Origin of the sequence: Pseudoxanthomonas sp. LjRoot127 (assembly GCF_964253495.1) — a bacterium.
Classification (GTDB): domain Bacteria; phylum Pseudomonadota; class Gammaproteobacteria; order Xanthomonadales; family Xanthomonadaceae; genus Pseudoxanthomonas_A.
Window position 1 is genome coordinate 2,853,805 of record NZ_CAXUQR020000001.1, and the last position, 26,961, is coordinate 2,880,765.

The window sequence follows — 26,961 nt, forward strand, 5'->3', positions numbered from 1 at the left end:
TTTAGTTGGGACATGGGCGTGGACGATTCCGCCTAAGATGCCCGGATGTTGGGAAGACTCAGCCATACCCGCCTGCTGCGCGCCGCCGGGCTCTACACGTGGGCCCTGGTGGGGATTCCCATCATCCTGAATGTGTGGGTGTTGCCGCCGTCCAGCGGCACGGACGGGCAGGGAGTGAACCTCCCGCTGACCGCCCTGTGCTACTTCACGTTCGGCGCCATCTATTGGGTGGCCACCCGTGCACTGGATGGGCAGCGCGACGCGGTGCCGGTCGCCTGGAACGTGCCGCTTGCGATGGTGCTGACGGCGACCGCGATCGGCGTGGGGTTCTATACCCAGACCGGCTTGGGCGCGGTGCTGCTGCTGATCATGGCGGGGGTGCTGCCTTGGCTGCTGGAGCTGCGTTTCGCGGTCGCATGGCTGCTGGCTGCGCATGTCCTGCTGGTGCCGTCGTTCATGGCGCGCGACGACTTCAATTTCTGGGAGGCGTTGTTCCAGTCCATGTTCTACGTGGGGTTTTCGGCCTTCGTGCTGATCACCACCTACGTGGCGCGCCAGCAGGCGCAGGCACGCGAGGACCAGCGCCGGCTCAATGCCGAACTGCGGGCCACCCGCGTGCTGCTCGCCGAGAGTGCCCGCGTCAACGAACGCACCCGCATCTCCCGGGAACTCCACGACCTGCTGGGCCATCACCTGACCGCGCTCAGCCTGAACCTGGAAGTCGCCGGCCACATGACCGAGGGGCGCGCGCAGGAGCACGTGAAGCAGGCGCATACCCTGGCGCGGCTGTTGCTGACGGACGTCCGCGAAGCCGTCAGCCAGCTGCGCGACAGCGGGGCGATCGACCTCGGGGCGGCGCTGGTGCCGCTGGCCGAAAAGGTGCCCTCCCTCGACATCCGCATGGATATCGAAGAACCGCTGACCCTGGAGGATCCGCACCGCGCCCACGTGCTGCTGCGGTGTACCCAGGAAATCATCACCAACGCCGTCCGCCACGCCGGCGCCCAGCACCTGTGGCTGCACTGCCGGCGCGAGGGTGCCAACATCCTGATCGATGCCCGCGACGACGGTGCGGGCAGTCCCCGGGTGGTGGCGGGCAATGGCCTGACCGGCATGCGCGAGCGCCTGGCCCAGTACGGCGGCATGTTGCGCATCGAAACCCAGCCGGGCAGGGGTTTCTGCCTGCACATCGCCTTGCCCGCCAGCGAGGCGGCCCCGGCGCTCGACGCCCCTTCCGCTTCCCCACCCGAACCCATACCCGAGCTCAGCTCCGGAGGAACCCCGTGATCCGTGTCTGTCTGGTCGACGATCAAACCCTGGTGCGCCAGGGCATCCGCTCCCTGCTGGCGCTGGACGACGGCATCGAGGTCGTGGCCGAGGCGGCGGATGGCAAGCAGGCCATCGAGGTCGTTCCGCAGGCCAAGCCCGACGTGGTGCTGATGGACATGCGCATGCCGGTGATGTCGGGCCTGGAAGCCCTGCAGGCGCTGGCACGCACGGGCCAGCTGCCGCCCACCATCATCCTGACCACGTTCGACGACGACCAACTGGTCCTCGCCGGGCTGAAGGCAGGCGCCAAGGGATACCTGCTGAAGGATGTCTCGCTCGAGCAACTGGTCGGCGCCATCCGCACCGTGGCCGATGGCGGCTCGCTGGTGCAACCGGCGGTCACCCAGCGCCTGCTGTCGGGGCTGGAACACATGCGCAACGAGTTCGTCAGCCTGGATCGGCCCGATCCGCTGACGGATCGCGAGACCGAGATCCTGCGGCTGATGGCCAGCGGCTTCTCCAACAAGGAAATAGCCAACTCGCTGGGCGTGGCCGAGGGCACCATCAAGAACCACGTGTCCAACATCCTGTCCAAACTGGGCGTACGCGACCGGACGCGGGCCGTGCTGAAGGCCTTCGAACTGCAGCTCGTCTGAGCCCCGGCCGGGCCCTGCGGACATCCCGTCGGCTCCGCGGGAAGATGAAGGGTCCGGCCGACCGGTCCTGCCAACGATTGAACGGCCGGAACGCCCGTCGCTGCAGCGCAACAGCGCTTCGCGTGAGGGGACGACATGCGCCCGCGTACGTGCCCGGAACGGGGCGGCCAACCGGTGTCAGATGGGCTGCGCGAAGCCCTGCAACCCTGCTAGGATGCGCGGTGCATTTTTTTCACGGCCGAGGCACCGGCCCCCGGAGACTCCTGAATGACCCGTTTGATCGAGTTCGTGATTGCGTTGGCGCTGGTTCTGGCGCTGTTTCTGGTGATCGGCCTGATCCTGCCTTCCAAGCGCCAGCTTGAGGAAAGCGTCGAGACCAACCGTCGCATGACCATCGTGTTCGACACGCTGAACAACGTGCGCCGACTGAAGGACTGGAACCCGCTGATCCCGAGCGCGGCCAACGAACTGAGCTACTCCGGCGGCGATAACAACACGGGCGTGGGCGCCAAGGTGGAATTCAACTCCGCCGATGCCGCCTGGGGCCAGGGCAGCTGGGAAATTGTCGAGAGCGAGCGTCCGGCGCCGACCGGTGGTCCCGGCAAGATCGCGTATTCGATCGTCGACAAGCGCATGGGCGACGACAAGCGCAGCGTCTTCACGCTGACGCCGAGCGGCAAGAACAACCGCAACGTGAAGGTCACCCAGAGCTATGAGGTCACCTACGGCTTCAACCTGCTCGGCCGCTATGCGGGCATGTACGTCAGCCGCCACGTCGGCGACGCCGTCAAGGCCGGCCTGGGCAAGCTGACCAACATGCTGGCCACCGTGCCGAACTTCGACTACCGCACCGAAGGCAGCCCGCTGACCGACCTGAAGATCGTCGACGTGCCCGCCGAGGACCTGCTGGTCGTCAACGCCGGCAACATCGACCGCACCAACGACGCCATCAAGGCCTCGATCAAGCAGAACCAGGAGTGGATCAAGCGCGTGATGGACGCCAACGGCCTGGTCGCCGCCGGTCCGCTGCGCATCATCACCACCGATTTCGGCACCGAGAAGTACGCCTTCGACATCGCGCAGCCGGTCCGCAAGGGCAGCGCCGCGCCGAAGCCGGATGCCGCCGAGAACGCCGGCCCGATTGCGCCGCCGGTGTCCGCCGCGCCGGTCGCTTCGACGGGTGAGCTGAAGGTCACCATTCCGTCCGGTGCCCCGGTCGAATACGTCCGCACCGAAGCCCGCAAGTCGGCCTTCGCCAGCTACACCGGTTACATGGCGGAGCTGGACAACCAGCGCAACGCACTGCGTGCCTGGGCGGTCACCTCGGGTCACGAAGTCGTCGACCGTCCGTACGAGGCATGGAAGTCGGGTGTCGACGGCTCGTTCGAGGCCACCGGCAAGTTCGATATCTACTGGGCCGTCAAGCAGTAAATCTTCCCGGACGACCGTCCCGGATGATCGGTTCCAGGCCAACGCGCCGCTTCATGCGGCGCGTTGCGTTTGTGGGGCCGGCGTTCCGCGACTGGCCGTCCTCCGCTGGCAGGATGCCCATCCGACTCCGGGACCCGTGAGCCGATGAACTACGATCGCCGCCAACGCAAACCTTCGTTCCTGGCCCTGTGCGGAGGGCTGCTCGCGGCGATGGCCGTGGGCTTGTCGGCCTATGCGTCGCACGGGATGGCCGCTGCGCAGGCGCAGTCCCACGCGCAGACCGCCGCACTGTTCGCGTTCGGCCACGGCCTTGCCCTTGCGGCGCTGGGCCCCAGCACGACACGGCGCATGGGCAAGGCGGCGCTCTGCCTGCTGTTGCTGGGCACACTGCTGTTCGCGGGCAGCTTGGCCGCAGGCGCACTCGGTGGCGTATCCACGCGTCTGGCGCCGGCGGGGGGCATTGCCCTGATGCTCGGCTGGGTGATCTGGGCAGTCGACGCCGTCCGTCGCTGACGCCATGCCCCGGCACGCCCGCGGCTTCGATACGGAACAGGCCTGGGACCATCTGGCCCGGCGCGACCGGCGGCTGGGCACCTGGATGAAGCGCATCGGGTACATCGCGCCGCAGCCGACGTGGAAGACGTCGTTCGATCCGGTGGATGCGCTCGCGCGCGCCATCCTGTACCAGCAGCTCAGCGGCAAGGCCGCCGCCACGATCGTGGGTCGGGTCGAGGCGGCCATCGGCAGCACACGCCTGCACCACGACACCTTGGGCAGCATCGACGACGCCGCGCTGCGCGCCTGCGGCGTGTCCGGCAACAAGACGCTGGCGCTGCGCGACCTGGCCTTGCGCGAACAGCGGGGCGAGATCCCCACGTTGCGGCAGATGTCGACGATGCACGAGGACGAGATCGTCGCGGCATTGGTGCCCGTGCGCGGCATCGGGCGCTGGACCGTGGAGATGATGCTGATGTTCCGCCTGGGTCGCCCCGATGTATTGCCGATCGACGACCTGGGCGTGCGCAAGGGCGCGCAGTTCGTCGACAGGCTGGATGCCATGCCGACGCCCAAGGAACTGTCGGCGCGGGGCGAGAAGTGGGGGCCCTACCGGACCTACGCCGCGCAGTACCTGTGGCGCATCGCGGATTTCGGTAGCGACAGCAAGGTGCCGACGAAACGTTCGCAGGACTGATGCCGCCTCACGGCCCGGGCAGATAGCGGTCCCAGAGCAGATTGCGGAACCGGTTGCCCGGATCGACCTGGTGCTTGATCGCGGCGAAGCGGCCCGCCTGCGGATACGCCCGCGCGAACTGACGGCGGGTGGCGTGCAGGCGGTAGGGCAGGTAATAGCGGCCGCCATGGTCCAGCGCGGCGTCGATCAGCGCCCGCGTCCAGCCGATGGCGCGCGCGTCCTGCCACGAGCGCTGCTTGTGGTACAGCACGAAACAGAACATGTCGCGGTCCGCCCAGCGCATCAGCGAGGTGGCATCCGTCGTCGCGTGGCGGATCGAGATGTTGAGGACCGCGTCCGCGCCACCGAGGATGGCGCGCATGCGCGCAACGAACGCGTGGAATGCCCGCACAGGGACGAAATACTCCTGCAGCAAGTAGGTGGAGACGCGACGCGTGCGCGGTTCGATCGAGGCGACATCCAGGCTGGCCTCGCAGTTGCGCATGATCACCCGAGGTTCGCTCTGCAGGCGGCGCGTCATGAAGCGTTCGCGCAGCGCGTCCCCGCCGGGCAGTTCGGTGGCCGACCAGATCAGGTTCTGCTCGCGGCTGTAATCCAGCCCCTCGGGCACCAGGCGGCGCGTGTCGGTCAATGGCAGATCGCTGCGCGACCAGGTGATGGCCAACGGTGCGTCGAAGCCGGGAGGCACCAGATCGGCGTTGTGCATGACGACATCGTCCTGGCCCAGCACGTTCGCCCGGAACCAGTCCGGATAGTCGTCCAGCGACACTGCCGCGACGCTGCGCGCGATGCGGGTGTTGCGCGCCAGGTCCAACTCCACTTCGGTGATCACGCCGAGGCCGCCGTAGCCTCCCAGCACGGCGGAGAACAGGTCGGGCTCGCGTTCGCGGGACAGTTCGCGCGTGCGTCCCTCCGCGGTGACGAGTTGCAGCGCACGCACCGTGGTGGCGATGGCGCTTTCGCCGATGTAGCGCCCATGGCAGTTCACCGAGACCGAGCCGCCCACGCTGAAATTGCTGTAGCTCTGCATGACTTTCACGGACAGGTCGTGCGGGTCGAGCAGCGCCTGCAGGCGACGCCAGCGCATGCCGGCCTGCACGCGCGCGACGCGCGCTTCCGGGTCCAGCGCCAGCAGGCGATCCATGCCGGCCAGGTCGACCTGCAGCGCATCGGGCTCGCGTGTCTGGCCGCCCATGCTGAAGCGCGCGCCAGCGATGCAGACCGTGCCGCGCCAAGCACGCAAGGCCGCCGCGACGCCGGCGGTGGTCGTCGGCCGCACCACGCCGGCGATGCGCGTAGTGTCCAGCGCAGCGATATCGCTGGCCGACTCCGCGGATTCGGCCGGTCCGCCGCAGCCGGGCAGGCAGCCGACCGTACCCGCGGCCAGTGCACAGCCCAACGCGTCGCGGCGACGCATGCCGCTCAGCACACCGGCCGGTGACACCAATGCCACGGCTCGTACACGATGCCGTGCGGATTGTCGCGCGGGTAACTCATGCCGAAGCCGAAATCGCCCGCATGCCGGGTGAGCCAGGCGAAGGCCGCGGTCCGTTCGAAGGACGACTCGGCCGGGGGTTCGCCGGGCGTGCCGATGTCGAGTGCGTGGCCACTGTGGTGTTCGCTGTAGCCGGGCGCGGCATTGACGGTGAGGATCTGCTCGACGGTCAGTCCGCGCGCCCGCTTCCGGTCGAAGATGCCGAGTTGGTAGTCGTGGCTGCGGTAACCGGAGATCGCGTCCAGCATGAGGCCGTCACGGTAGGCGGCGCGCTGCATGGCCAGCCAGGCGCGCGCCGTGGCTGCCGACAGCCACAGGGGGCGGCGATAACGGTCGCGCCCGGCGAACACCAGCGCGGCCGGTTCGGGAACCAACGGCAAGCCGCTGCGCTCGCCGTAGGAGTCGTCCAGCCCCACGTCGTGCAGCCGTTGCTGCAACGCATGCAGGGGCAGCGAGCCTTGCGCGTCCGCATCGATGCCGCGCGTAGCCTGCTCGAGCCGGTCGAGGGCATCCCACGCCTCGTCGAGGCCGGGCTCAAGGAACAGGCGCGGAACGAGCGGGCGCACTGCCCGTGTCGATACAGCCGCCAGGTAGCGGCCATCCCGCTTCCGGCGCAATACGGTATGCGCGCCGGCGAGCGAGCGCGCGTCGGCGTTGCCGCGCACGTGCAGCACATCCGCAGGCCACAGTTCGATCTGCGCCGTATTGAGCAGCAGCGTTTTCAGGGGGCGCGTGGGGCGTCGCATGGCCGCAGCTTAGCGACGCGGCGAAGGCGCCGCCAGTTCGCGCAGCGTCGCCAGCAGGTCGCCGGGGCGTGCGGGGCTCACGAGCACCAGACCGCCATCGCGCAAGGGCAGGGTGAGTACGCGCGTGCGATCGGTCACCAGGCAGAACGCCCTGCCGAGGTTGCGCAGGCGGAAGTGGCCGGCCTTGAAGCCCGGCAGGCTGAAGCCGTTGGTCTTCAGCATCGGGGCCAGGTCCGTGTGTTCCTCCAGGCTCAGCACGCGCGCCCTGTCCAGGTCGATGGATTCGACCGGTAGCGTCTTCGTGTAGAACGCGGCCTCCACCCGCAGCGTGCGGTGGTCGAGCACGATCCGCCTGCGACGCATCGCAAGCGCGAGCATGGCGCCTACCGTCAGCACGAACGGCACCGTCAGCCATGCGACAAGCGGCGGCGCAGGGGATTCCAGCAGCAGGGCGGCGACGGTCAGGCCAAGGGCGCCCAGCATCGGCAGCCACAGCCACAGGGCGACGCGGCCGGGCAGGGGAGCGATCTCGTAGTGTTGCTTCTGTTGCATGGGATCACCGGGTCAAGGAGGGACGGACTGGCAGGCGGTCCGGGCGGCGACGGCCTTGAGCAGGCCGTTCACTTCTCCGGCGAGCCGCTGCTGCTGGGCGTCGCGCGGAATGCGGGCGATACGATCGCCGGGCTGGAAGCCGTAGTCGCCGAACTGCGAATGATTGGCGCCGGGGATGTCGACCCATCGCGTGTGCGCGGGCAGCAGGTGGCGGTTGCGGGCCACGCGGTCGGGCGTCGCCAGGCCGTCGCGGTCGCCGACCACTTTGATGGCGGGCATGGTCAACATGGACAGGTCGACGTCGCGCGGATGCGACGTCGCGACCAGCAGCAGGGCCGCCGTGCCCAGAGGGTCGGCGAGTGCGTGGCGGGATGCCACTTCCCCGCCGCGCGAGTGGCCGCCCACGATCCAGCAACGCACGCCCGGCAATGCGGCCATCGCGGCCTGGCCGCGCGCGAGCACCGGCGAGCCCTCCGCGCCGCCGAACGCGCCGCGTCGCGGAAGCTCGACGATCACCGCCGGGTAACCGGCCTCCGCGGTGCGATGGGCGAGCCTGGCATACGCGCGCGGGTCCACCAGTGCGCCCGCATAGAACAGCAGCCCCGTGGCGTGCGGCGACGGCTGCCGTGGCATGAACACCCAGCGCCCCTCACGGTGGTCGACCGCGACGCGTGCATCCCCGCGTGCCGCGCGACGGCCTTCCGCATTGGCGTAGTAGGCGACCAGGCACCACGTGGTGAAGACTACGGTCGCGATGAGCCCCAACGTGACCCATATGCGCTTGATGCGTCTCGCGAGGCCGGCCACCGGGCGGGCCTCAGGCCGGCTTCTTGAAGAACAGGCGGACCGAGATTTCGTGCTCGATGAAGAGCGTGCTGACCAGTTCCCAGCCCTGCACGCTCATCTTGTCCAGTTCCTGCTGCATGCGGTCGGTAAGCTTGCCGGCGAACATCTTGAACGGAACTTCGACGACCTTGTGGCTCCAGCGATGGTTCATGGCGAGTCCTTCTTGTTTGTCGGGGCGTCGCCCTTCGGCAGGCGCCCGGCCTTGCGCAGTGCGTCGCGCAATACGTATTCGATCTGGGCGTTGAGCGATCGCAGTTCATCGTCCGCCCAGCGCTGTGCCGCCGCCAGGACCTCGGCATTGATGCGCAGCGGGTAGGCTTTCTTGTCCTGCTTCTCGCTCACGGTTGCTTCCTGTTGCGGCGCAGCTGCAGCACCATCGACACGATCAGCGCGTTCACCAGCACCACCATCGCGATCACGATGCCCTGCGCCAGCCTGTCGTCCCCACCGGCCCAGTAGATGCCGACGGCGCCGGCCTGGATGACCAGCCCCACCAGCACCCAGTGCAGCGCCATGCCGCGCGACCGGTCGTCGGCGGCCCGGCTCATCCATGCGCCGATGAGCAGTGCGGGCAGGCCGGAAACGGCGAGCACCAGCGGAACGAAGGCGTGCATGCCGGCGCGCCCGCGTCAGTAGATCGAGCCGGTGTTGACGATGGGCTGGGTGCCACGCTCGCCGCACAGCACCACCAGCAGGTTGCTGACCATCTGCGCCTTGCGCTCTTCGTCCAGTTTGACGACATCGTTCTTCTGCAGTTCCGCCAGGGCCATTTCCACCATGCCCACGGCACCGGCGACGATGCGCGTGCGCGCGGCGATCACGGCATTGGCCTGCTGGCGCTGCAGCATGGCCTGCGCGATTTCGGGGGCATACGCCAGGTGGCTGATACGCGCTTCGATCACGTCCACGCCCGCCTTGCCGAGGCGCTCGGCGATCTGCTCCTGCAGATGCTGCGAGATCTCCTGCGGATGGCTGCGGAGCGCGATCTGGCCTTCCTCGTGCTGGTCGTACGGGTAGCTGGAGGCCATCGCACGCAGTGCCGATTCGGACTGGATGTGCACGAAGCTTTCGTAATCGTCCACGTTGAACACGGCCTCGGCCGAGTCGACGACCTGCCACACGATCACCGCCGCGATCTCGATCGGGCTGCCGTCCAGCTCGTTGACCTTCAGCCGGCTGCTCTCGAAGTTGCGGATACGCAGCGAGATCTTGCGCTTGCTGAAGAAGGGGTTGTTCCAGCGCAGGCCGTTGTCCTTCACCGTGCCCACGTACTTGCCGAACAGGCTGAGCACGGCCGACTGGTTGGGTTCCAGCTTGTAGAGGCCTGCCATCAGGAAGATGACCACGGCGCCCAGCAGCGCGGCGGCGACCAGGTGGCTGGGCTGCTTCAGCGCCGCCCCCTGGATGAAGACGGCGGCGGCACCGAGACCCAGCACCAGCAGGCCGAGCAGGGTCGGGATTCCGGGCAGCGACGACTTGGCGTTCTCTCTCATGGTCTCGTTCTCAAGGAAGGGTCACAGCAATGACAGGCCGCTGCCGAGCGCGAGCAGGGCAACGGAGGCAAGCAGCAGGGGGGGGGACGATCCGGTGCGCCTGCTGCGGCCAGCGGTGCTGGAGCTGCTGGATCACGTGGAGCATGGCGTTTCCCCTGAGTAGCCTGCGACGATTAAAAGATATCAATTTGATATCAGATGTCAACAGGTCGACGGCGCCGTCTGTCGGCCGCCCCGCTAAACTGGCGGCCCCTGTCGCGGACGCACACGCATGACCACCCTAGGAACGCCGCTGTCTCCCCATGCCATCCGAGTCCTGCTGCTGGGTTCTGGCGAACTGGGCAAGGAGGTGGCCCTCGAGTTGCAGCGGCTGGGCGTGGAAGTGATCGCGGCCGACCGTTACGCGGATGCGCCGGCGATGCAGGTCGCGCACCGCGCGCACGTGCTCGACATGCTCGATCCGGCCGCGATCCGCGCGCTGATCGCACGGGAGCAGCCGCACCTGGTGGTGCCGGAAATCGAGGCGATCCATACCGAAACGCTGGTGGCGCTGGAAGCCGAGGGCGCCGCCCGTGTCATTCCGACGGCACGCGCGGCACGGCTGACGATGGACCGCGAAGGCATCCGCCGGCTCGCCGCCGAAACCCTGGGCCTGCCGACATCGCCCTACCGCTTCGTCGATACGCAGGACGAATACCGCCAGGCCGTGCGCGAGATCGGCCTGCCGTGCGTGGTGAAGCCGGTGATGTCTTCCTCAGGAAAGGGCCAGAGCACGCTGCGCAGCGAAGCCGACATCGACGCTGCTTGGGACTACGCGCAAACCGGCGGACGCGCGGGCGCGGGCCGCTGCATTGTCGAAGGCTTCATCGACTTCGAGTACGAAATCACCCTGCTGACCGTGCGCCATGCAGGCGGTACCTCGTACTGCGAACCGATCGGCCACTGGCAGAAGGATGGCGACTACCGCGAGAGCTGGCAGCCACAGCCGATGTCGCCACGTGCGCTGGAGCGCGCACAGCGGATCGCCAGGGCGGTAACCGACGATCTCGGGGGCTGGGGTCTGTTCGGCGTGGAGCTTTTCGTGAAAGGTGACGAGGTGTGGTTCAGCGAAGTCTCGCCGCGCCCGCACGACACCGGCCTGGTGACGCTGGTGTCGCAGGAACTGTCCGAATTCGCGCTGCACGCGCGCGCCATCCTCGGCCTGCCGATCCCGGTGATCCGCCAGAGCGGCCCGTCCGCATCGTGCGCGATGCTGGCGCACGGCCACGGCGTGCCGGTATTCCGCAATGTCGAGGACGCGCTGGCCGTGCCCGACACCGCCCTGCGCCTGTTCGGCAAACCGCGCGTGGAAGGCCATCGCCGTGTCGGCGTGACGCTCGCGCGTGGCGACGACACGGACACCGCTCGTGCGGTCGCGCGTGATGCCGCCGCTGCGATCACCATTGACCTGGCCTGAGGAAAACACCTTGAACGGAAACACCGGCTACGCCGTCTTCTTCTTCCCTCAGGCGCTGGAAGCCCTGGGCGAGGCCATCAAGCCTTATCTCACCGCCCATGCGGAGGGTCCGCATCTGTTCTGCAAGGAGATCGATACCGGCGGCGCCTTCACCGAGATGACGCTGGTCGGCAGGGACGCCGAAGGCCATGAGATGCAGGTAGAGCTGATGGTGCCGGGCAGCATGATCCGGATGATCGTCTCCGCACAGAACGAATCGTTGTTCGGTTTCGGCCCGCGCGCCGCCACCGTGGTGCCGCCATCCGCGCCTACAGCGTAAGGTCCACCCACACCAGGTGATGGTCGCTGCCATCGGCGATGGCAGCGCCGGGCTGGCCCGGTTTCGGCCAGAACACGCCACTGCCCACCACGCCGAAGCCCGTGGACGGCAGCACATAGTCCAGTCGCAAGGCGCCGTTGCGGCGTCCGAAATCCCCGGTCACGTGCGCGGGTGCGCCGCGGCGCTGCAGGCCCTTGGCGGCGTAGGCGAGTGCGGTCTGTTGGCCGCCTTCGCTGCGTGGCGTGGCCATGCGCATCACGCGCGGGTGTTCGAGCAGTTCGATGATCGCGTCGTGCTGGCCGTCGCCGTCCGCAGGATCGTTGTTGAGATCGCCCGCGATGACGAAACGCGCATCGGATGCCAGGCCGCCGCAGCGGCCCTGGTCGTCGCAGAGCCAATGCGCATCGTGCTGCGTGAGGTATTCGCGCCACAACCGGATTTCATCGGCGTTGCGCATGCCATTCCGGTTCTCCGGTCCGTCGAACACCGGCGGCGTGGGATGGGAGACCAGGAAATGCACCACGCCACCCGGGGTGGATACCGGCACATCCCAGTGCGATTTGGACGACAGGCGAAGTTGCTTCCAGATGGCATCCGAATAGAACGGCGCGCGCGTGGCAGGGTCGACGGGACTGGCCGCACCCGGCAGCGTGCTCCAGCGCAGCAACTGGAAGGTGCGCACCTGCGTGGCATCGATCGGGAAACGCGACAGCACCAGCATGCCGTACTGGCCGGGATGCAGGCCGTAACCCCACGCATCGTTGCCGCGTTCGCGCCCCTGCGTGCCGACCGCACCGTTGCGGTCCAGGTCCAGCCCGCTGGGAACGCCGGTATTCACCGGCGCGAGATAGCGATACGGATACCGCAGCGGTTCACCGCCCCCTGGCTGGGCGATCTCGAGATAGCGCTGCTGGAACAGGTCCGCGGCACGATGCGCATCGTCGTAGTCGAATTCGTTCAGCAGTACCAGGTCCGGCCGCACGTGCTGCAGGACGGCGGCGATCTTGCGCGCATGCGCGCTGTCGCCCTCCAGTTGCCGGATCACGCCACCGGCATCGTCCGAAAACAGCGACGTGTTGTAGGTCGCCACGCGCAGTGGCACCGCCTGCCGGCTGGCGGGTTCGGCCGGCTTGGTGGGGGAATGGCACGCGGCAAGCGTCATCGTGAGCAGCAGTAGGAGAGTGCGCATCCGGGGATTCTGTCATGCCGGCATGACAGGCGTAAAAAAAGCGCCCCGGAAACCGGGGCGCCACGGGCCGGCGAGGAGGTCGGCCCGCCGCAGCGTCAGAACGAGCAGCCCATCGCCGCGTAGGCGGTCTTGGCCTGGTCCATCGCGGTCTTGCACTGGGCAGCCAGCGCCGTCTTGTCGGTGACGGCGGACCAGCCGGCCTTCGACTGCTCGATGCCCTGCTTCATCATCTCGCGCTGCGCTTCCGGCACCTTGTCGCTGATGCAGGCGTAGACCTTTTCGAGGTACTGGTCGCATTCGGCGACGCCGGTGCCGGCGTCGACCGTGTCGTCCGGCGTCGCGGTTGCGGTTGCATCGGTGGGGGCGTCGGCGACGGCCGGCGCTTCGACGGCGGGCGCATCGGCGACCGGAGTGGCTTCGTCGGCGGGTTTGCAGGCCGAGAGGGCCAGCGTGGTCAATGCCGCAAGGGCGAGCAGGTTGAACTTCATGAAAGCTCCGATCGTGTGAGTGGATGTGCGTGTTCCGGCGCCGATCCGCATGCGCGTCGGCGGGCACATTCTGATTACCCGGTCACGAAGTTGCTATTCACATTTACCTGCAACGTTTCATCGCGTGCGATCGTGCGTCGACTCACAGATCCGCACGCACCCAGTGGCGTCCATCAAAGCGCTCGAGCGGTGCAAAGCGTCGTTTGTAGTCCATCTTCCGATGGCCATCGATCCAGTAGCCAAGATAGAGATGCGCGTACCCGTCGCGTCGCGCCCATTCGATCTGACGCAGGATCGCCAGGGTTCCCAGGCTGCGGGCTTCCAGTGCCGGATCGTAGAAGGTGTAGACGGCGGAGAGTGCGCCCGGAATGACGTCGGTGACCGCGACCGCCAGCAGGTGGCCATCCTCGCGCAGCTCCACGAAGCGCCCACGCGACCAGCTGCCCACCAGGAACTGGTCGAACTCCGTGGCGCCATGGTCGTCCATGCCGCCGAGCGGGTGGCGCGCGGCGAGATAGCGCTGATAGAGCGCGAGGTGTTCGTCGTCGCGCAGGGCGGCGACGATCCGTGTTTCCACGCGGGCATTGCGTAATGCGCAGCGGCGCTGGCTGCGATCCGGCCGGAAGTCGGCGACCGGGATGCGGACGGCGACACAGGCACGGCATTGCCGGCAATGCGGGCGATACACGATGTCGCCGGAACGGCGGAAGCCCCAACCCAGCGCATCGGGATACAACTGCGGCAGGCGGGGGTCGCGCGGGTCCAGGACCAGGTCGCGGGCGACGCGCTCGGGCCAGTAGCCGCATGGATGTTCGCCGGTATGGAACAGGCGCAGGTCGCCGATCGATTGCGTGTTCTCGCCCATGTCAGCCCGTCCAGCGTGATGCCAGCGGCCAGAACGCCAGGCCTGCCGCTGCGCCGGTGATGGTGCCTGCGACCAGGTCGCGGCGCGTATGCCGCTGAAGCGCAAGGCGCGACCACGCCACGGCCGCGGCGAACGACAGCGCGACGAACATCCAGGCAATGCCCAGTTCACGCAGCAGGCACGCAGCGAACACGATGAAGGCCAGATGCAGCGACAGCTTGCACCAGCGTGCCGTCAGCATCGCGGTCAGGATCATCGCAGCGGACAGCGCCAGGCCCAGCGCCAGCAACGGCTGCCCGCCACGCCACGCGACCAGCCAGGCGCCTGCGGTCAGGGCGACCAGGAGGAAGCGATTCAGCGCCCTACGTTCATGCGTCGCACTGGCGTCCACGTGACTCCAGCGGCCACGCCGCACCTGCCACCACGAATAACCCATCACAAGCGCGGCGAACGTGGCGAACGCCATTCCCGATGCCACGGCGGTGCGTGCGTCGCCCCTTGCCAGCACGATCAGCAGCACCGCCACCGGCAGCACCAGCATGGGGTGGCCGAAGATCGACAGCGCGCGGGCGAAGGGCAGGGACATGCGGCCAGCATACTGCGCACATCGCGTCGCGTGGATCGCGACCATCCGCTGCCTGAACGCGTCCGTCAGCGCGTCAACCGACCCCGCCTGGGGACGTTTCCCGTGTCAGTGGCGCACACGGCGCCGCGCCTTCAGGAGAACACGATGAACCGCAAGACCCTGCTTTTCGTGGCCGTGCTGGCCGCCCTCGGTGCCGGTTCCGCACTGGCCGCCACGCAGGCCGGAGACGCACAGAAGCCGGCGCGGGCCAGCCTCGACAAGAACAACGACGGCGCCATCGACAAGGCCGAAGCGGCCGCCCGCCCGCGCCTGGCCGACCGCTTCGCCGAGCTGGACAAGAACGGCGACGGCACGCTCAGTGCCGACGAGCGCCCGCAGCACAAGGGCATGCGGGGTCACGGGCGACACGGTGGCCCGCGCCACGGCGCGGGCTTCGGCAAGCTCGATACCGATGGCGATGGCCGCATCAGCAAGGCCGAGGCCGCGGCGCAGCCGCGCTTTGCCGAACGCTTCGACACCATGGATGCCAACAAGGATGGCGTGATCGACCGCACCGATCGCGAACTGCGCGGCAAGCAGCGTCGCGACGCGTGGTTCGCCAAGGCTGATGCGGACAAGGATGGCAAGCTGACCCGTGCCGAGATCGACCAGGCCGATGTCGCGCGCCGTGCCGAGTTCCAGCAGCGCCTGCAGGCGCGCATGGACGAACGATTCGCGGCGTCGGATGCGAACAAGGACGGCCGCCTGTCGCGTGACGAAGTGAAGGACAGCCGCCTGGCCGGACGCTTCGATGCGCTCGACACCAACAAGGATGGTGTCCTGTCGAAGGACGAACTGGCGGCGGGCAAGCCCGTCCGTCGCTGAGGACGGTCACGTGCACCCGGTTGCCCGGGTGCACGCGTGGCCTCAAAGCTGCAGGCGGCCCGACATCAGCAGCCCGGCGAGCAGGCCGGCCGTCGCCAGCGTGAAGCCCAGCACGCAGCCCCATACGCGCCAAGTACGCTGGCGCTGCATGCGGCGACGTTCGCCTTCGGGATCGAGCAACAGGTCCCGCGCGTGGCGGCGCTGCAGGATGCGGGGGAACCAGCGGCCCGAGGTCCACCCGATCACGGCCATGTACGCCAGCGTCAGCGCCATGTGCGGCATCCAGCCGGGCATCCGGGCCAGTGCGGTGATGCCGATGACGAACACCAGGATCGCGACCGTGTTGACGGCGCCATAGCGCAGGAGGTCATCGCGCTCGCGTGCGTCGAGCGGATCCCGCAGGTACTTGCGGATACCGAACCACACCGCACCGATGCCCACTAGGGTGCCGAACGCAGTCGCGCCCAATCCACCTCCCAGCAACTTGAGCAGGCCCTTGCCGGCGACCGCGCCGCCGGTGCCCAGCACGACCGCGCCTGCCGACGGCGGCGCCGAGATCGCGAGCATGCCGAGCACTCCGCTGGCGAACGCGGCCGATGGCGCCGACGTACGCGCGAATTCGCCGAAGCGCGTGATCAGTTCTTCGCGCACGTACTGGCGTGCACGCGACAGGCGCTTGCGCGCGGCGGCGTCGGTGATGCCCAGCAAGGACGCGACGTGGTGCGAGCGCTGCCCTTCGCGGTAGTAGAGCAGCAGCACTTCGCGACTGTCCTCGGGCAGGGCGGCGATGACCTCGCGCGCGGCCTGTTCCTGCTCGGTCTGCAGCAGCGTCTCGGCCGGCGTGGGCGCGGTGTCGGCGGCCAGCGTCAGTGCAATCTCGGCGGTTTCGCCGGTCATCGGGCGGCGTCGCTGCGCGCGCAGGTGGTCACGGGCCAGGTTGCGGGTGATCTCGCGCAGCCAGGGCAGGAAACTGTCGGGGTTCTTCAGGGTCGCCAGCTGGCGCCAGCCTTTCAGGAAGGCCTCCTGCGCGATGTCCTCGCTGGCCTGCACGTCGCGGGTGATCGCCAGGGCGATGCCGGTCACGGCGTTCTGGCACAGCGCGACGACGCGGCCGTAGGCGGCCTGGTCGCCGCGTGCGGCCGCGGGCAGGGTTTCCCGCAGAGAGAGTTCTATCGTCAGGGCATCCATTGGGGTTCCATGTGGCCGGGTAGTGCAGGCACGACGACCGGCGGCAGGAAGTGTGACCCAACCACGCGCGCTTGGCGCTAGAGCGTCAACCGACCGCTGCAGACCAGGGCGTAGAGCACCGCGGCGACGGCCAGCACGCTGGTGAGCGCCACTGCTTTCCGGCCGATCACGTAGTCGTAGCCCCGCCGCCGCGAGGCATTCGCGGGGTGCGACAGGATCGGGTCCATGATCCGGGGCAGCGTGACCAGGTACTGGTAGTTGATCACGCACATGCCGGCCAGCATGACCAGCGCGATCGCCACCCAGCCGGTCGCCAGCACCGTCGCCACCATCAGGCAGAACAGCCAGACCGAGCCGGACGTGGTATTGAGCACCATGAAGCGGCGTACCTGCAGCCGTTCCTGCGCCGTCTGGCAGAACCGCGCGAGGTACCACCAGGTGAAGGCATAGCCGATCAGGCCGCCGACCATGCCGCCCATCGCGCCGGCGAGTGCCGCAGGATGCTGGGTGATCTGCTCGACGATCACGCCCAGCGAGCCACCGGCGACGCCGCCGGTCACTCCGCCCGTCGTCAGCCCGCTGGTCCCGAGCTTGCCCGCCAAGCCGCCTCCGAGCACGCCGGAACCGATGACCGTCGCCGCGCTCGCGGCGGGCATCGCGCCGACCAGCCCGCCCAGCACGATCATGGTGAAGGCCGCGCCGGGTGCCGTGGAGCGGGCGAACTCGCCGAAGCGTTGCAGCAACTCGTCGCGTACGAGCGCGCGTGCCCGCGACAGGCGCTTGCGCACGGCCGCATCGCTCAGGCCCAGCAGTTCCGCGACCTGCTGCGAACTCTGCCCCTCGCGGTAGAACAGCAGCAGCGCCTCGCGGCTGTCCTCCGGGAGCGAGGAGATGATGTCGGTGGCGACGATTTCCTCTTCCGTCTGCAGCAGGCGCTCGGCGGGAGTGGGGTCCGGGTCGGCGGCCATGCCGATGGCGATCTCGGCCACTTCGCCCGACATGGGACGGCCATGCTGTGCGCGCAGCCAGTCGCGGGCGAGGTTGCGGGTGATCTGGCGCAGCCAGGGCAGGAAGCTGGCGCTGTTCTTCAACCGGTCGAGCTGCTGCCAGGCCTTCAGGAACGCTTCCTGCGCAATATCCTCGCTGGCCTGCACGTCGCGGGTGATCGCCAGCGCGATCGCGGTGACGGTGTTCTGGCAGGCGTGGACGATGCGGCCGTAGGCCTCCTGGCTGCCGCGCGTGGCGGCGGGCAGTTCGGCCTGCAGCATCAGGTCCAGGGCGAGGGTATTCATGGCGTCAGGATCATCGGGTGGGCTGATGACCCTGACGGGCCGGGAAGACGGATGTGACCGTCTGCGGTCAGCCGCCGGTGGCGGGCTGGATGCGGATGCGGTCTTCCTCGGGCGCCTCGTCCGCGGGGGCAGGCGTCGCGGGTTGTTCCTGCGGGACCGGGACGGGCGCTGCGGGCGGCGGCATCGGGCGCCGCATCCACATGACGACGGCGGCCAGGGCAATCAGGGCCAGCAGGATCAGGCGGATGCGCCAGGCCCAGGAGCGCTGCGGCGTGGCCGCGGGTTCCTGGTCACTGCGGAACGTCAGCGTGGTCGCATAGCCAGGGCGCGTGGTTTCCATCAGGCCGGCCTCGCGCAGCAGTTCGCGCGCGCGCGGCTGGTCTTCGGCGTGGCGCACCCACACGGCGGGCTGCAGCTGCGCCTTCACCGGTTCGGTGTAGCTGAACTGCCCGCCGCGCTTGCTGTGGTACGAGCGGCCGTTGCTGATGAAGACCGGAACGCCCGCATCGCTCAAGAGCTTGGCCACGCCTTCGACGGTTTCGATGCGCTGGCTGGAAAAGACTTGCCGCATGGGTATTCCCTCAGTCCTTCGCCGGGACAGCCGAGGCCGCTTCGGCGTCCGGCACCACGCGGATCAGGCCTTCCTGCGCGGTGCTGGCGACCAGGCGGCCCTGGCGATCGAAGATCTGCCCGCGCGCCAGTCCGCGCGAGCCGCTCGCGCTGGGGCTGTCGATCGAATAGAGCAGCCAGTCGTCGGCACGGAACGGGCGGTGGAACCAAAGCGCGTGGTCCAGCGACGCCATCTGCACGTTCGGCTGGTAGTAGCTGATGCCGTGCGGGTAGGTGGCCGTGCCGAGCAACTGGAAATCCGAGGCATAGGCGAGCAGGGCGCGGTGCAGTTCGGGCGAATCGCCGACCGGCTCGCTCAACCGAAACCACACCTGCTGGAACGGCGGCCGCTTGGGCGGATTCAACTCGTCGCGTGGGTACACGTGGCGGAATTCGAACGGGCCGCGTCGCGACAGCCAGCGCTGCACCTTCGGCGGCAGCGTGGCCATGACCTCCGCAGGCACCGGCGGCGCGGGCGGAATGTCTTCCGGCCGCGGCACTTCAGGCATCGACAGCTGGTGCTCGGCGCCTTCTTCCTCGGCCTGGAACGACGCCGCGCAGAAGAAGATCACGCGGCCGTGCTGGATCGCCGTGACGCGGCGCACCGAGAAGCTGCCGCCGTCGCGCGTGCGGTCCACTTCGTAGACGATCGGCGCTTCGATGTTGCCTGCACGAAGGAAGTAGGCGTGCAGCGAATGCGCGCGGCGCTCTTCCTCGCCACCACCCACCGTGGCCTGTGCAGCCGACAGCGCCTGGCCGAGCACCTGGCCGCCGAACACGTACTTGGTGCCGATATCGCGGCTCTGGCCGCGGAACAGGTTGTCTTCCAGCCGCTCCAGCGACAGCAGTTCGATCAGCTCGGAGACGACGGGTTCAGGTGCGGGCACGGCAGGGCCTGGAGTCTTGGCGAACGGCGATTATACCGGCCGTCCGTGCGCGGCCCGTCAGGGCAGCAGCCGCTCCAGCGGGGTCGTGCGCAGCACCGCGTCCCACGGGAACAGGGGGCCCGGGTCCATCTTCCGCGGCACCAGAATGCGCGGATCGTCGCTGGCGGGCTCGCGCGTGGTGTCGAGGTCCTCGTGGCCGGCGATGTAGCGCAGCGCGGGCAGCGCGTGCCGCAGGTGTGCCAGCAGCGCCGACAGGGCCTCGATCTGCGCCTCGGCGTAAGGCTCTTCCATCGACTGGCGGCCCACGGCGAGCCAATCGGGGTAGCGGCCGGTGTTCACCAGCTCGATCCCGATCGAACGCGGGTTGTAGCCACGCACGTGGTGGGCGACGTGTTGCGGGCGCACGTAGACGTGCACGGTGCCGTCGCGATCGATGTAGTAGTGGCCGCTGTTGCCGGTGCCGGAGGCATGCAGGATGCGCTCGCCGTACTCGCGTGCCATCGCCATGTCCGGCAGCTCGGTGCAGTGGATGACGACCAGGTCGATCTGTTCCAGCGGCCGGATGTCCAGCTTGGCTTCGTAGGGCAACAGGTCGATGACGGGGGTGAAGGGCAGGTCCGTGCGCATGCTTGGATGCTAGCAGGCAGGGCGGGGATCGGGCTGGACACGGGCCGCTCCGGTAAACTGGCGGCCTTTCCCGTCGCGGGTTTCCCATGCCGCTCAATCCCGAATCCCCGTTGGCCAAGCTCATGGCCACCCTGCCGCGTGCCGGCAAGGTGGACTGGATCGGCCTGCGACCGGCCCGCGACGAGGTCATGGTCGCCACCGACGCCGTCGAAGCCGTCACCGGCGCTGGCCTGGTCGGCGACCGCTACAAGGGAGGCAGCGGCAAGCGCGGCATCACCCTGATCCAGGCCGAGCACCTGCCCGTCATCGCCGCGCTCGCGCAGCGGTCCGACCTAGCGCCTTCGCTGTTGCGCCGTAACGTGGTCGTGTCCGGCATCCCGCTGATCGCACTGAAGGAGCGCCGTTTCCGCATCGGCACCGCAGTGTTCGAGGGCACGGAAGAATGCGACCCGTGCTCGCGGATGGAAGACGCGCTGGGCCCGGGCGGCTACAACGCGATGCGTGGCCATGGCGGCCTGTGCGCGCGGATCGTCGAAGGTGGTTCGTTCCGCATCTGCGATCCGGTGGAAGCGCTCTGATGCGCGGCCACTGCATCCTGTCGCACGGGTTCGAAAGCGGTCCGGACGCCACCAAGGTCACCGCGCTCGCCGACGTGGCCGAACGCCTGGGCTGGACCCACGAACGCCCGGACTACACCGACCTCGACGCGCGCCGCGATGTCAGTTCGCTCGGCGACGTGGTCGCGCGGCTGGAACGCCTGCGCTCCCTCGCGCACGCCGCCGCCTCGCGTGGGCCGGTGGTGCTGGCCGGTTCCAGCCTGGGCGCCTACATCGCCGGCCGCATCTCGCTGGAGGTGCCGGTGCGTGGCCTTTTCCTGATGGCGCCGCCGATCAGCATGGGGCCGCTGCCGCTGCTGGATGCCGCGCCGGTCCCTGTGTCGGTGATCCATGGCTGGGACGACGAACTGATCCCCGCGCAGGCCGTGACCGACTGGGCGCATGCGCGCCGCGCGCGCCTGCTGCTGGTCAACGACGGGCATCGCCTGTCCGACCATGTCGCCGCTTCGGCGGATGCATTCGGGCAATTGCTCGCCGCTCTCTGACGTATCGAGGTTTCCTTTGAAGTTCTTCGTCTCCTGCGCCAAGGGCCTGGAATATCTGCTCGCCGACGAGCTGCTCGCGCTCGGCGTGCCCAAGGCCACCGCCACCATCGCCGGCGTGAATGCCGACGGCGAGCCCGTGGACGCGCAGCGTGCCGTGCTGTGGTCGCGGCTGGCCAGTCGCGTGCTGTGGCCGATCGATGAATTCGAATGCCTGAACGAACAGGCACTGTACGACGGCGTGATGGCGATCGCGTGGGAAACGCACACGCGCCCCGAACTGACGCTGGCGGTGGATGCGCACGTGTCGGGCGAGGCGATCACCCATGCGCGCTATGCCGCGCAGCGCGTGAAGGATGCCGTGGTCGACCGCCTGCGCCAGCAGGGCATGGAGCGACCGTCGGTGGATGTCGAACAGCCGGACCTGCGCATCAACCTGTCGCTGCGCAGGAACCGCGCGACGATATCGATCGACCTGGGCGGCGGCCCGATGCATCGCCGCGGCTGGCGCCAGGCGCAGAACGAGGCGCCGTTGAAGGAGAGCCTCGCAGCGGCCGTGCTGATGCGCGGTGGCTGGCCGGCGCTGTACCACGACGGCGGCGCGTTGCTCGACCCGATGTGCGGCAGCGGCACGCTGCTGATCGAAGGCGCGCTGATGGCGGCCGATGTCGCGCCCGGCCTGCAGCGCCACGGCCCGGCGCTGCCCACGCGCTGGCTCGGCTTCGATGTCGATGCATGGCGCGCCCTGTTCGCCGACGCCGTGCAGCGCGAAACGGAAGGCCGCAAGGCGCTGAAGCCGGTGTTCTTCGGCAGCGACGTGGACCTGGGCGCGATCCGCGCCGCGCGTGACAACGCGGTGCTCGCCGGACTCGCGGGTCAGTTGCAGTTCGAGACGCGCGATGTCGCCCAGCTGCCCGCGCGCGATGAACTGCGCGGGCTTGTCGTCTGCAATCCGCCCTACGACGAACGACTCGCCGCCGATGCCGACCTGTACCGCGCGCTCGGCGATGCGCTGCAGCGCGCCGTGCCGCAATGGCGCGCCAGCCTGCTGTGCGGCAATGCCGATCTTGGTTATGCCACCGGTTTGCGCGCGGCCAAGAAGTACCAGCTGTTCAACGGCGCCATCGAGTGCGCGTTGATCGTCTGCGATCCGGTCGCCACGCCCGCCCGCGAACCGCGCGAGGCCAGGCCGCTGTCGGACGGTGCGCAGATGGTCGCCAACCGCCTGCGCAAGAACCTCAAGAAGTTCAAGGCCTGGCGCACGCGCGAGGGCATCACCTGCTACCGCGCCTACGATGCGGACCTGCCCGAATACGCGGCGGCCATCGACGTCTACGTGGAAGAGGGCGGACAGGCCCGCACGTTCCTGCACGTGCAGGAATACGCCGCGCCGGCCACCATTCCCGAGCACGACGTGCGTCGCCGTTTCAGCGAACTGCTGGCCGCCACCCGCGAGGTCTTCGGCGTGCCGCAGGAACAGATCGCGGTGAAGGCGCGCGAGCGCGGCAAGGGCGGGTCGAAATACGGACGCATGCAGCAGCGCGACGAGTTCATCGTCGTGCGCGAGTCGGGCGCGTTGCTGCGGGTCAACCTGTTCGACTACCTCGATACCGGCCTGTTCCTCGATCATCGGCCGCTGCGGCGACGGATGGCGCAGGAAGCGCGCGGAAAGCGGTTCCTCAATCTGTTCTGCTACACCGGCGTGGCCAGCGTGCAGGCCGCCGTCGCGGGTGCGTCGGGCACGACCAGCGTGGACCTGTCGGCGACCTATCTGCAGTGGTGTGCGGACAACCTCGCCGAGAACGGCCTGGGCGGCGCGAAGCATCGCCTCGTGCAGGCCGACGCCGTGCGCTGGCTGGAGGCCGAGCAGGCCGAGTACGACCTGGTCTTCTGCGATCCGCCGACGTTCTCCAACTCCGCGCGCGCCGACGACTTCGACGTGCAGAAGGAGCACGTACGGCTGTTGCGCGCCGCGGTTGCACGGCTGGCGCCGGGCGGGGTGCTGTACTTCAGCAACAACTTCCGCCGGTTCAAGCTGGACGAGAACGCGGTGGCGGAATTCGCGCGCTGCGAGGACATCAGCGCCAGCACGATTCCGCCGGATTTCGAACGCAACGCCCGCATCCACCGCGCGTGGCGGCTGACGCGGGCGTAGCGCCGTGCGTCAGCCGACGATCAGGACGAAGTCGCCGCGCTGCGAGGCCATCGACAGCGCCAGCGTGCTGTGGCGGGAGGCCAGGTCGGCCGCGGTGAGCGCGGTGCTCGGTGGATGGGCGCGGTAGCTGGCGTCGTCGGACAGCGTGTCGCGCACCACGTAGCCCATCAGCACGTTGACCAGTTCGCCCAGCGCATCCACGGCCAGTTCGTCGTCGCACTGCGCGGGTGGGATCGACAGCAGCGAGCACGCCATCGCCTGCATCGTGGCGCGGGAGCAGCCGACGCCCACCAGCAGGGATTCCGCGCCGGCTTCGATCCGCACGTGCGCGGTCACGTCGCAGGCCTCGAGCGCGCTGTCGTCTGCGATCCCGGAGGCTTGGCACTGGCTGCCCATCAGGCGCGGAAACAGGCGGTTGCTGACGCGGATCGCGCTGGTGGCGGCGTCGGCGAGCGCATGCCCGGCGATGCCGAGGGCCAGCGCATGGTTGGCTTCGTCCAGATCGCGGCGGTGCGCGACCAGTTCGGCTTCCAGCTGTTCGGCGGTCAGGGCGCCCTGTTCGACCAGGATCTGACCGAACAGCTTGCGGCCCTTCTTCTGCGCCGCCAGCAGCACGTCGAGCTGGCCCGCATCCAGCAGGCCCATTTCCAGCGCGATGTCGCCGAACCGGCGATCCTCGGCCCGCTGGCGGTCGTTGATGCGGCGTGCCTGGGCCGCGTCCAGCATCTGGTGATGCACGGCGAGCTCGCCGAGCAGGGGATTGGAGGCGCGCTGCGCGTCCAGCGCGGCCAGCAATTGCGCCGAGGTGATCGCGCCGCGTTCCAGCAGGAACTGGCCGAGGAATTTAGCTGCCATGGTCTGGTCTCGTACGGAAGTTGAAGGAGGACGTGCGCGGCGGTCAGGCGACCGCTTCGTGCAACACGCGATCCATCACTTCCGGATCGATGGGCTTCTGCAGGTACGACTTGGCGCCCAGCTTCAGGCATTCCTCGATATCACCCTGTCCGCCCAGCGAACTCAGGATCACCACGCGTGCCTGCGCGTCGAGCGACAGTATCCTGCCGAGCGCCTGTTTGCCATCGCATTCCGGCATCACCAGGTCCAGCAGGACGACATCGGGTCTGAGAGCCTGGTACTGGCTGACGGCTTCGTGGCCGTTGCCGGCTTCGCCGACCACTTCGAAGCCGCAGTCTTCCAGCTGGCGGGCAGCCAGCATGCGCAGTGCGCGCGAATCGTCGCAAAGCAGGACGGTAGGACGTGACGCCATGGTGATGGATCCCCCTGTTGGATCGTGGAGGCCCCGCGTCGTGTTCGGCGCGGGGCGACATGTAGGCACTATCGGCCCGTACGGGGAGATCTTGAGGCGGGAGGCGGAGCGAGACGGAATCGCGCTGCGGACGGCCGGGGGAGAGGCGGTCCGTCCGCAGCGCGCCGCGATCAGAAGTCGATGCGGGCGGCGAGGGAGACCGGCACGGAGACGCGCTTGCCCGTGTCGTTGATGGAGCCAAGGCCAAGCCCGCCGATGGCGCTGTCGTCGCCTTCCAGGTCGGCGACATAGCGCACGCCCGCCTGTGCGGTGATGCTGAACTTCTCGCTGACCGGAATCAGCACGCCCACGTCGACGCCTGCGCTGGCGGCCCACTTCTTCTCGGTGAAGGGGGCGTTGGCGATGGTGATGCCCGCATCGGGAATCTCGAACGTGGCGCGGATGTCGTCGGTCTGGGTAGCGCCGAGACGGCCGGCGATGAAGGGACGGGTGTAACCCGGTTCCATGAAGTAGTGGCGGTAACCGGCTTCGAGGGTCAGGGCCTTGTAGTCGCTGAAGGTGCCGTAGACGGGCAGCGTGGTGTTCAGGGCCGGCACGAACGCACCGCCGACCTGCACCGTACCCGGATCGGTCTCGACGCGACGGACCTGCCCGAAGACCTCCGCGTTCTGGTTCAGGCCGTAGGAGAATTCCAGGCCATAGCCCATCGCGTTGTCGTAGATCTCCTCATGGGAACGCGGCTGGATGCGCAGTTCCGCGCTGACGCCGGCGAGGGCGGGGTTCAGCGGGCCCAGATCCGGAACGGGCGCGATGGCGCCGTCGTGCACGTCGCCGCTGATGGGCGTATCGATGCCACCGAAAACGGACATCGACCACTTGCCCTGTTCGGGACCAGCGGCATAAGCGGGCGCGGACAGCACGAGCGACACGGCCAGCACGGAAAGCGACTTCTTCATCGTGGAACTCCTCCAGGGGAAAGGCCGACACCTTGCGTGTCGGATGCCTGCACTACGCAGGCGGGCTCCTACTGGATGCGTTGCGACACACGCAACGTAAGTGCGCTTCTTTTCACGCCGCGTCGACATCCGATGCGGTGCAAGCGATTTCACGCAGCCTTCACTGCGTGGCGTTCAACGGTTCAACGACGCGTATCGGCGGTGTGGGGCACTCCACGTGCGAGCGCTTCCTCGATCGACGTGAAGGCAGAGTGTGCGCCGGCCGGCGACGCGCCGACGTCCGTGGCGAAATAGACCACGCCGGTGCCCGCCTGATGGTCGAGCCACAAGCCCGAGCGCAGGCCATAGGCATCGCCGGAATGACCGACGCGCGCGACACGGTCGCCGAACGGATCATCGCCGCAGCCTTGCACCGGCGTCGCCAGGGTCTGCACGGCGAGGCCGTACCGGCAGAAGAAGGCCTTGTTCTGCCCTCCGCCGGTGTCTTCTTCATGCGTCACGCCATTGCCGCCGTCGAACGTCCATTGCGGAGCGACCATCGTGTCGACGCTGGCGGATGACAGCAGGCGTATGCCATCGACTTCTCCACCGTCGAGCAACAGGCGGCCGATCTTCGCCAGTCCATTCGCCGAAATGCGCAGGCCACCCTGTGGCGAGAACAGCGCACCGTTCTCGCCGGGCTTCCAGCGGGCGAGGTCGCAATCGGCGCCGTCCTCGACGACCACCGCGCAGGCCGGCTTGCCCGTGCGGTTCTCGTCGCGCACCGGTTTGCGGTCGCGATACAGCACCACGGCGCGCGTCGCCGTGGCGGCATCGCAGCTCTCCCAGTTGAAGCAGGCATCCAGCTTCAGCGGTTCCAGCACCAGCCGCTGCATCAGCCGGTCGAAGCGCTCGCCGGTGACGTTCTCCATCGCCATCGCCACCAGCGGGAAATTGAGGTTGGTATAGCGGAAGTGCGTGCCGGGTGCGTGTGCGTCGTCCCAGGCCTTGGGGTCGTCGAGGATGCCCTTCAGCGGTTGACCTAGCGGCGTGGCGTAATAGCCGGCGGCATCGGTCAGGCTGGATCGGTGCGACAGCAGCAGGCGCAGCGTGATCGGCGTGGCGGGGAAGCGCGGGTGGCGCAGCGTCCAGCCCAGGTAGGTCGAGACGTCGGCATCGAGATCGATCTTGCCGGCCTCTACCAGCCGCATCACGCCGATCGTGGTTACCAGCTTGGAGATGGAGGCGACACGCACGGGGTCGTCAGCGGTCACCTTGCGACCGATGGCGAGGTCCGCCGTGCCTTCCGCATGGGTACTGACGACGCCGTTGCGGTCGAAGGCGACGCGCACCTGGGCGACGGGCCCGGCCGCGGACGTCACCGTGGAGGCCGTCAGGCAGGCAAGGCAAAACAGAATGCGGAGGGAACGCAGGGACATCGGCCAGCACCTCGAG

32 protein-coding genes are annotated in these 26,961 nt (G+C 68.4%); 11 read left to right on the forward strand and 21 right to left on the reverse strand.

The genetic code is table 11. The features are described from left to right. The first annotated feature begins 45 nt into the window (after positions 1-45). From ACSQ19_RS13320 to ACSQ19_RS13340, 5 genes are all read left to right on the forward strand, one after another. Positions 46-1,287, forward strand: coding sequence for a sensor histidine kinase (locus tag ACSQ19_RS13320; RefSeq protein WP_435997587.1), 1,242 nt, complete (start codon positions 46-48; stop codon positions 1,285-1,287). Then, positions 1,284-1,925: a response regulator gene (locus ACSQ19_RS13325; protein WP_296280898.1), complete on the forward strand. Its 642-nt coding sequence runs from the start codon at positions 1,284-1,286 to the stop codon at positions 1,923-1,925. Before ACSQ19_RS13320 ends, ACSQ19_RS13325 begins: the two co-directional genes overlap by 4 nt. A 267-nt stretch (positions 1,926-2,192) precedes the next feature. Continuing rightward, positions 2,193-3,356: a polyketide cyclase gene (locus ACSQ19_RS13330; protein WP_299341468.1), complete on the forward strand. Its 1,164-nt coding sequence runs from the start codon at positions 2,193-2,195 to the stop codon at positions 3,354-3,356. A 144-nt stretch (positions 3,357-3,500) separates the two neighbouring features. Continuing rightward, entirely contained in the window at positions 3,501-3,869 is a 369-nt protein-coding gene (locus ACSQ19_RS13335; protein WP_296280902.1) for a DUF423 domain-containing protein, read from the forward strand. Positions 3,870-3,873: 4 nt separating this feature from the next. Beyond that, positions 3,874-4,548 (forward strand): DNA-3-methyladenine glycosylase family protein, encoded by a 675-nt coding sequence (locus tag ACSQ19_RS13340; protein WP_435997591.1) that lies wholly within the window; start codon positions 3,874-3,876, stop codon positions 4,546-4,548. A 7-nt stretch (positions 4,549-4,555) separates the two neighbouring features. Here ACSQ19_RS13340 and ACSQ19_RS13345 read toward each other — a convergent pair whose 3' ends face one another. Genes ACSQ19_RS13345 through ACSQ19_RS13380 form a run of 8 tightly spaced genes read right to left on the reverse strand, consistent with a single transcriptional unit; the run spans position 4,556 to position 9,680 of the window. Beyond that, complete coding sequence (locus tag ACSQ19_RS13345) at positions 4,556-6,001, reverse strand: FAD-binding protein (protein ID WP_435997592.1); 1,446 nt, start codon at positions 5,999-6,001, stop codon at positions 4,556-4,558. Next, positions 5,971-6,789, reverse strand: a complete 819-nt coding sequence (locus tag ACSQ19_RS13350) for a M15 family metallopeptidase (RefSeq protein ID WP_435997593.1) — start codon at positions 6,787-6,789, stop codon at positions 5,971-5,973. Before ACSQ19_RS13350 ends, ACSQ19_RS13345 begins: the two co-directional genes overlap by 31 nt. Positions 6,790-6,798: 9 nt before the next feature. Next, a complete protein-coding gene (locus tag ACSQ19_RS13355; RefSeq protein WP_435997594.1) occupies positions 6,799-7,341 on the reverse strand; it encodes a PH domain-containing protein in 543 nt (180 codons plus the stop codon). Positions 7,342-7,353: 12 nt separating this feature from the next. After that, entirely contained in the window at positions 7,354-8,106 is a 753-nt protein-coding gene (locus ACSQ19_RS13360; protein ID WP_435997596.1) for an alpha/beta hydrolase, read from the reverse strand. Positions 8,107-8,158: 52 nt separating this feature from the next. After that, positions 8,159-8,338, reverse strand: a complete 180-nt coding sequence (locus ACSQ19_RS13365; RefSeq protein ID WP_296280912.1) for a DUF4177 domain-containing protein — start codon at positions 8,336-8,338, stop codon at positions 8,159-8,161. Then, entirely contained in the window at positions 8,335-8,529 is a 195-nt protein-coding gene (locus ACSQ19_RS13370) for an Arc family DNA binding domain-containing protein (RefSeq protein ID WP_435997599.1), read from the reverse strand. Before ACSQ19_RS13370 ends, ACSQ19_RS13365 begins: the two co-directional genes overlap by 4 nt. After that, a complete protein-coding gene (locus ACSQ19_RS13375) occupies positions 8,526-8,801 on the reverse strand; it encodes a hypothetical protein (RefSeq protein WP_435997601.1) in 276 nt (91 codons plus the stop codon). Before ACSQ19_RS13375 ends, ACSQ19_RS13370 begins: the two co-directional genes overlap by 4 nt. 15 nt (positions 8,802-8,816) lie before the next feature. Beyond that, on the reverse strand, positions 8,817-9,680 hold the full coding sequence (locus tag ACSQ19_RS13380) for an SPFH domain-containing protein (RefSeq protein WP_296280917.1): 864 nt from the start codon (positions 9,678-9,680) through the stop codon (positions 8,817-8,819). Positions 9,681-9,951: 271 nt separating this feature from the next. On the opposite strand from ACSQ19_RS13380, the gene purT reads away from it, so the two are divergent. Both purT and ACSQ19_RS13390 read left to right on the forward strand, forming a co-directional pair. After that, the gene (gene purT, locus ACSQ19_RS13385; protein ID WP_435997603.1) at positions 9,952-11,136 is read left to right on the forward strand and encodes a formate-dependent phosphoribosylglycinamide formyltransferase; all 1,185 of its coding nucleotides are present in this window, start codon (positions 9,952-9,954) and stop codon (positions 11,134-11,136) included. A 10-nt stretch (positions 11,137-11,146) separates the two neighbouring features. Further along, complete coding sequence (locus ACSQ19_RS13390; RefSeq protein WP_435997605.1) at positions 11,147-11,455, forward strand: hypothetical protein; 309 nt, start codon at positions 11,147-11,149, stop codon at positions 11,453-11,455. Here the strand turns inward: ACSQ19_RS13390 and ACSQ19_RS13395 are convergent. From ACSQ19_RS13395 to ACSQ19_RS13410, 4 genes are all read right to left on the reverse strand, one after another. Continuing rightward, positions 11,445-12,644: an endonuclease/exonuclease/phosphatase family protein gene (locus ACSQ19_RS13395; protein ID WP_435997607.1), complete on the reverse strand. Its 1,200-nt coding sequence runs from the start codon at positions 12,642-12,644 to the stop codon at positions 11,445-11,447. The two genes, ACSQ19_RS13390 and ACSQ19_RS13395, sit on opposite strands and share 11 nt — an antisense overlap. Before the next feature lie 95 nt (positions 12,645-12,739). Beyond that, positions 12,740-13,132, reverse strand: coding sequence for a hypothetical protein (locus ACSQ19_RS13400; RefSeq protein WP_435997609.1), 393 nt, complete (start codon positions 13,130-13,132; stop codon positions 12,740-12,742). A gap of 142 nt (positions 13,133-13,274) precedes the next feature. Beyond that, complete coding sequence (locus ACSQ19_RS13405; RefSeq protein ID WP_435997611.1) at positions 13,275-13,997, reverse strand: arginyltransferase; 723 nt, start codon at positions 13,995-13,997, stop codon at positions 13,275-13,277. Between the two features lies 1 nt (position 13,998). Next, a complete protein-coding gene (locus ACSQ19_RS13410) occupies positions 13,999-14,583 on the reverse strand; it encodes a hypothetical protein (protein WP_435997613.1) in 585 nt (194 codons plus the stop codon). A gap of 144 nt (positions 14,584-14,727) precedes the next feature. On the opposite strand from ACSQ19_RS13410, the gene ACSQ19_RS13415 reads away from it, so the two are divergent. Next, positions 14,728-15,447: a calcium-binding protein gene (locus ACSQ19_RS13415; protein ID WP_299341507.1), complete on the forward strand. Its 720-nt coding sequence runs from the start codon at positions 14,728-14,730 to the stop codon at positions 15,445-15,447. 42 nt (positions 15,448-15,489) lie between these two features. Here the strand turns inward: ACSQ19_RS13415 and ACSQ19_RS13420 are convergent, their stop codons facing one another. The 5 genes from ACSQ19_RS13420 to ACSQ19_RS13440 all read right to left on the reverse strand — a co-directional run bounded on the left by ACSQ19_RS13420 (position 15,490) and on the right by ACSQ19_RS13440 (position 20,050). Then, the gene (locus tag ACSQ19_RS13420; RefSeq protein WP_299341509.1) at positions 15,490-16,635 is read right to left on the reverse strand and encodes an RNA polymerase sigma factor; all 1,146 of its coding nucleotides are present in this window, start codon (positions 16,633-16,635) and stop codon (positions 15,490-15,492) included. A 77-nt stretch (positions 16,636-16,712) separates the two neighbouring features. Then, positions 16,713-17,927, reverse strand: a complete 1,215-nt coding sequence (locus ACSQ19_RS13425; RefSeq protein WP_435997616.1) for an RNA polymerase sigma factor — start codon at positions 17,925-17,927, stop codon at positions 16,713-16,715. Positions 17,928-17,994: 67 nt separating this feature from the next. Further along, positions 17,995-18,498: a putative signal transducing protein gene (locus ACSQ19_RS13430; protein ID WP_435997618.1), complete on the reverse strand. Its 504-nt coding sequence runs from the start codon at positions 18,496-18,498 to the stop codon at positions 17,995-17,997. Positions 18,499-18,508: 10 nt separating this feature from the next. After that, entirely contained in the window at positions 18,509-19,423 is a 915-nt protein-coding gene (tesB, locus tag ACSQ19_RS13435) for an acyl-CoA thioesterase II (RefSeq protein ID WP_296280935.1), read from the reverse strand. Between the two features lie 57 nt (positions 19,424-19,480). Beyond that, positions 19,481-20,050 carry an N-acetylmuramoyl-L-alanine amidase gene (locus ACSQ19_RS13440; RefSeq protein ID WP_435997620.1) on the reverse strand — a complete coding sequence of 190 codons (570 nt, stop codon included), beginning with the start codon at positions 20,048-20,050 and terminating at the stop codon, positions 19,481-19,483. 86 nt (positions 20,051-20,136) lie between these two features. On the opposite strand from ACSQ19_RS13440, the gene ACSQ19_RS13445 reads away from it, so the two are divergent. Genes ACSQ19_RS13445 through rlmKL form a run of 3 tightly spaced genes read left to right on the forward strand, consistent with a single transcriptional unit; the run spans position 20,137 to position 23,304 of the window. Further along, positions 20,137-20,628 (forward strand): MOSC domain-containing protein, encoded by a 492-nt coding sequence (locus ACSQ19_RS13445; RefSeq protein WP_435997622.1) that lies wholly within the window; start codon positions 20,137-20,139, stop codon positions 20,626-20,628. Beyond that, complete coding sequence (locus ACSQ19_RS13450) at positions 20,625-21,152, forward strand: YqiA/YcfP family alpha/beta fold hydrolase (RefSeq protein ID WP_093489487.1); 528 nt, start codon at positions 20,625-20,627, stop codon at positions 21,150-21,152. The genes ACSQ19_RS13445 and ACSQ19_RS13450 overlap by 4 nt, the downstream gene beginning before the upstream one ends. Before the next feature lie 16 nt (positions 21,153-21,168). Then, a complete protein-coding gene (gene rlmKL / locus ACSQ19_RS13455; RefSeq protein ID WP_435997624.1) occupies positions 21,169-23,304 on the forward strand; it encodes a bifunctional 23S rRNA (guanine(2069)-N(7))-methyltransferase RlmK/23S rRNA (guanine(2445)-N(2))-methyltransferase RlmL in 2,136 nt (711 codons plus the stop codon). Positions 23,305-23,313: 9 nt separating this feature from the next. On the opposite strand, the gene ACSQ19_RS13460 is transcribed toward rlmKL, so the two are convergent. The 4 genes from ACSQ19_RS13460 to ACSQ19_RS13475 all read right to left on the reverse strand — a co-directional run bounded on the left by ACSQ19_RS13460 (position 23,314) and on the right by ACSQ19_RS13475 (position 26,945). Next, positions 23,314-24,159 carry a chemotaxis protein CheX gene (locus tag ACSQ19_RS13460; protein ID WP_296280943.1) on the reverse strand — a complete coding sequence of 282 codons (846 nt, stop codon included), beginning with the start codon at positions 24,157-24,159 and terminating at the stop codon, positions 23,314-23,316. 43 nt (positions 24,160-24,202) lie between these two features. Beyond that, on the reverse strand, positions 24,203-24,571 hold the full coding sequence (locus tag ACSQ19_RS13465) for a response regulator (protein WP_296280945.1): 369 nt from the start codon (positions 24,569-24,571) through the stop codon (positions 24,203-24,205). A 170-nt stretch (positions 24,572-24,741) separates the two neighbouring features. Further along, positions 24,742-25,527, reverse strand: a complete 786-nt coding sequence (locus tag ACSQ19_RS13470) for a hypothetical protein (protein ID WP_435997627.1) — start codon at positions 25,525-25,527, stop codon at positions 24,742-24,744. A gap of 182 nt (positions 25,528-25,709) precedes the next feature. Then, positions 25,710-26,945, reverse strand: a complete 1,236-nt coding sequence (locus tag ACSQ19_RS13475) for a serine hydrolase domain-containing protein (RefSeq protein ID WP_435997629.1) — start codon at positions 26,943-26,945, stop codon at positions 25,710-25,712. Positions 26,946-26,961 lie beyond the last annotated feature (16 nt).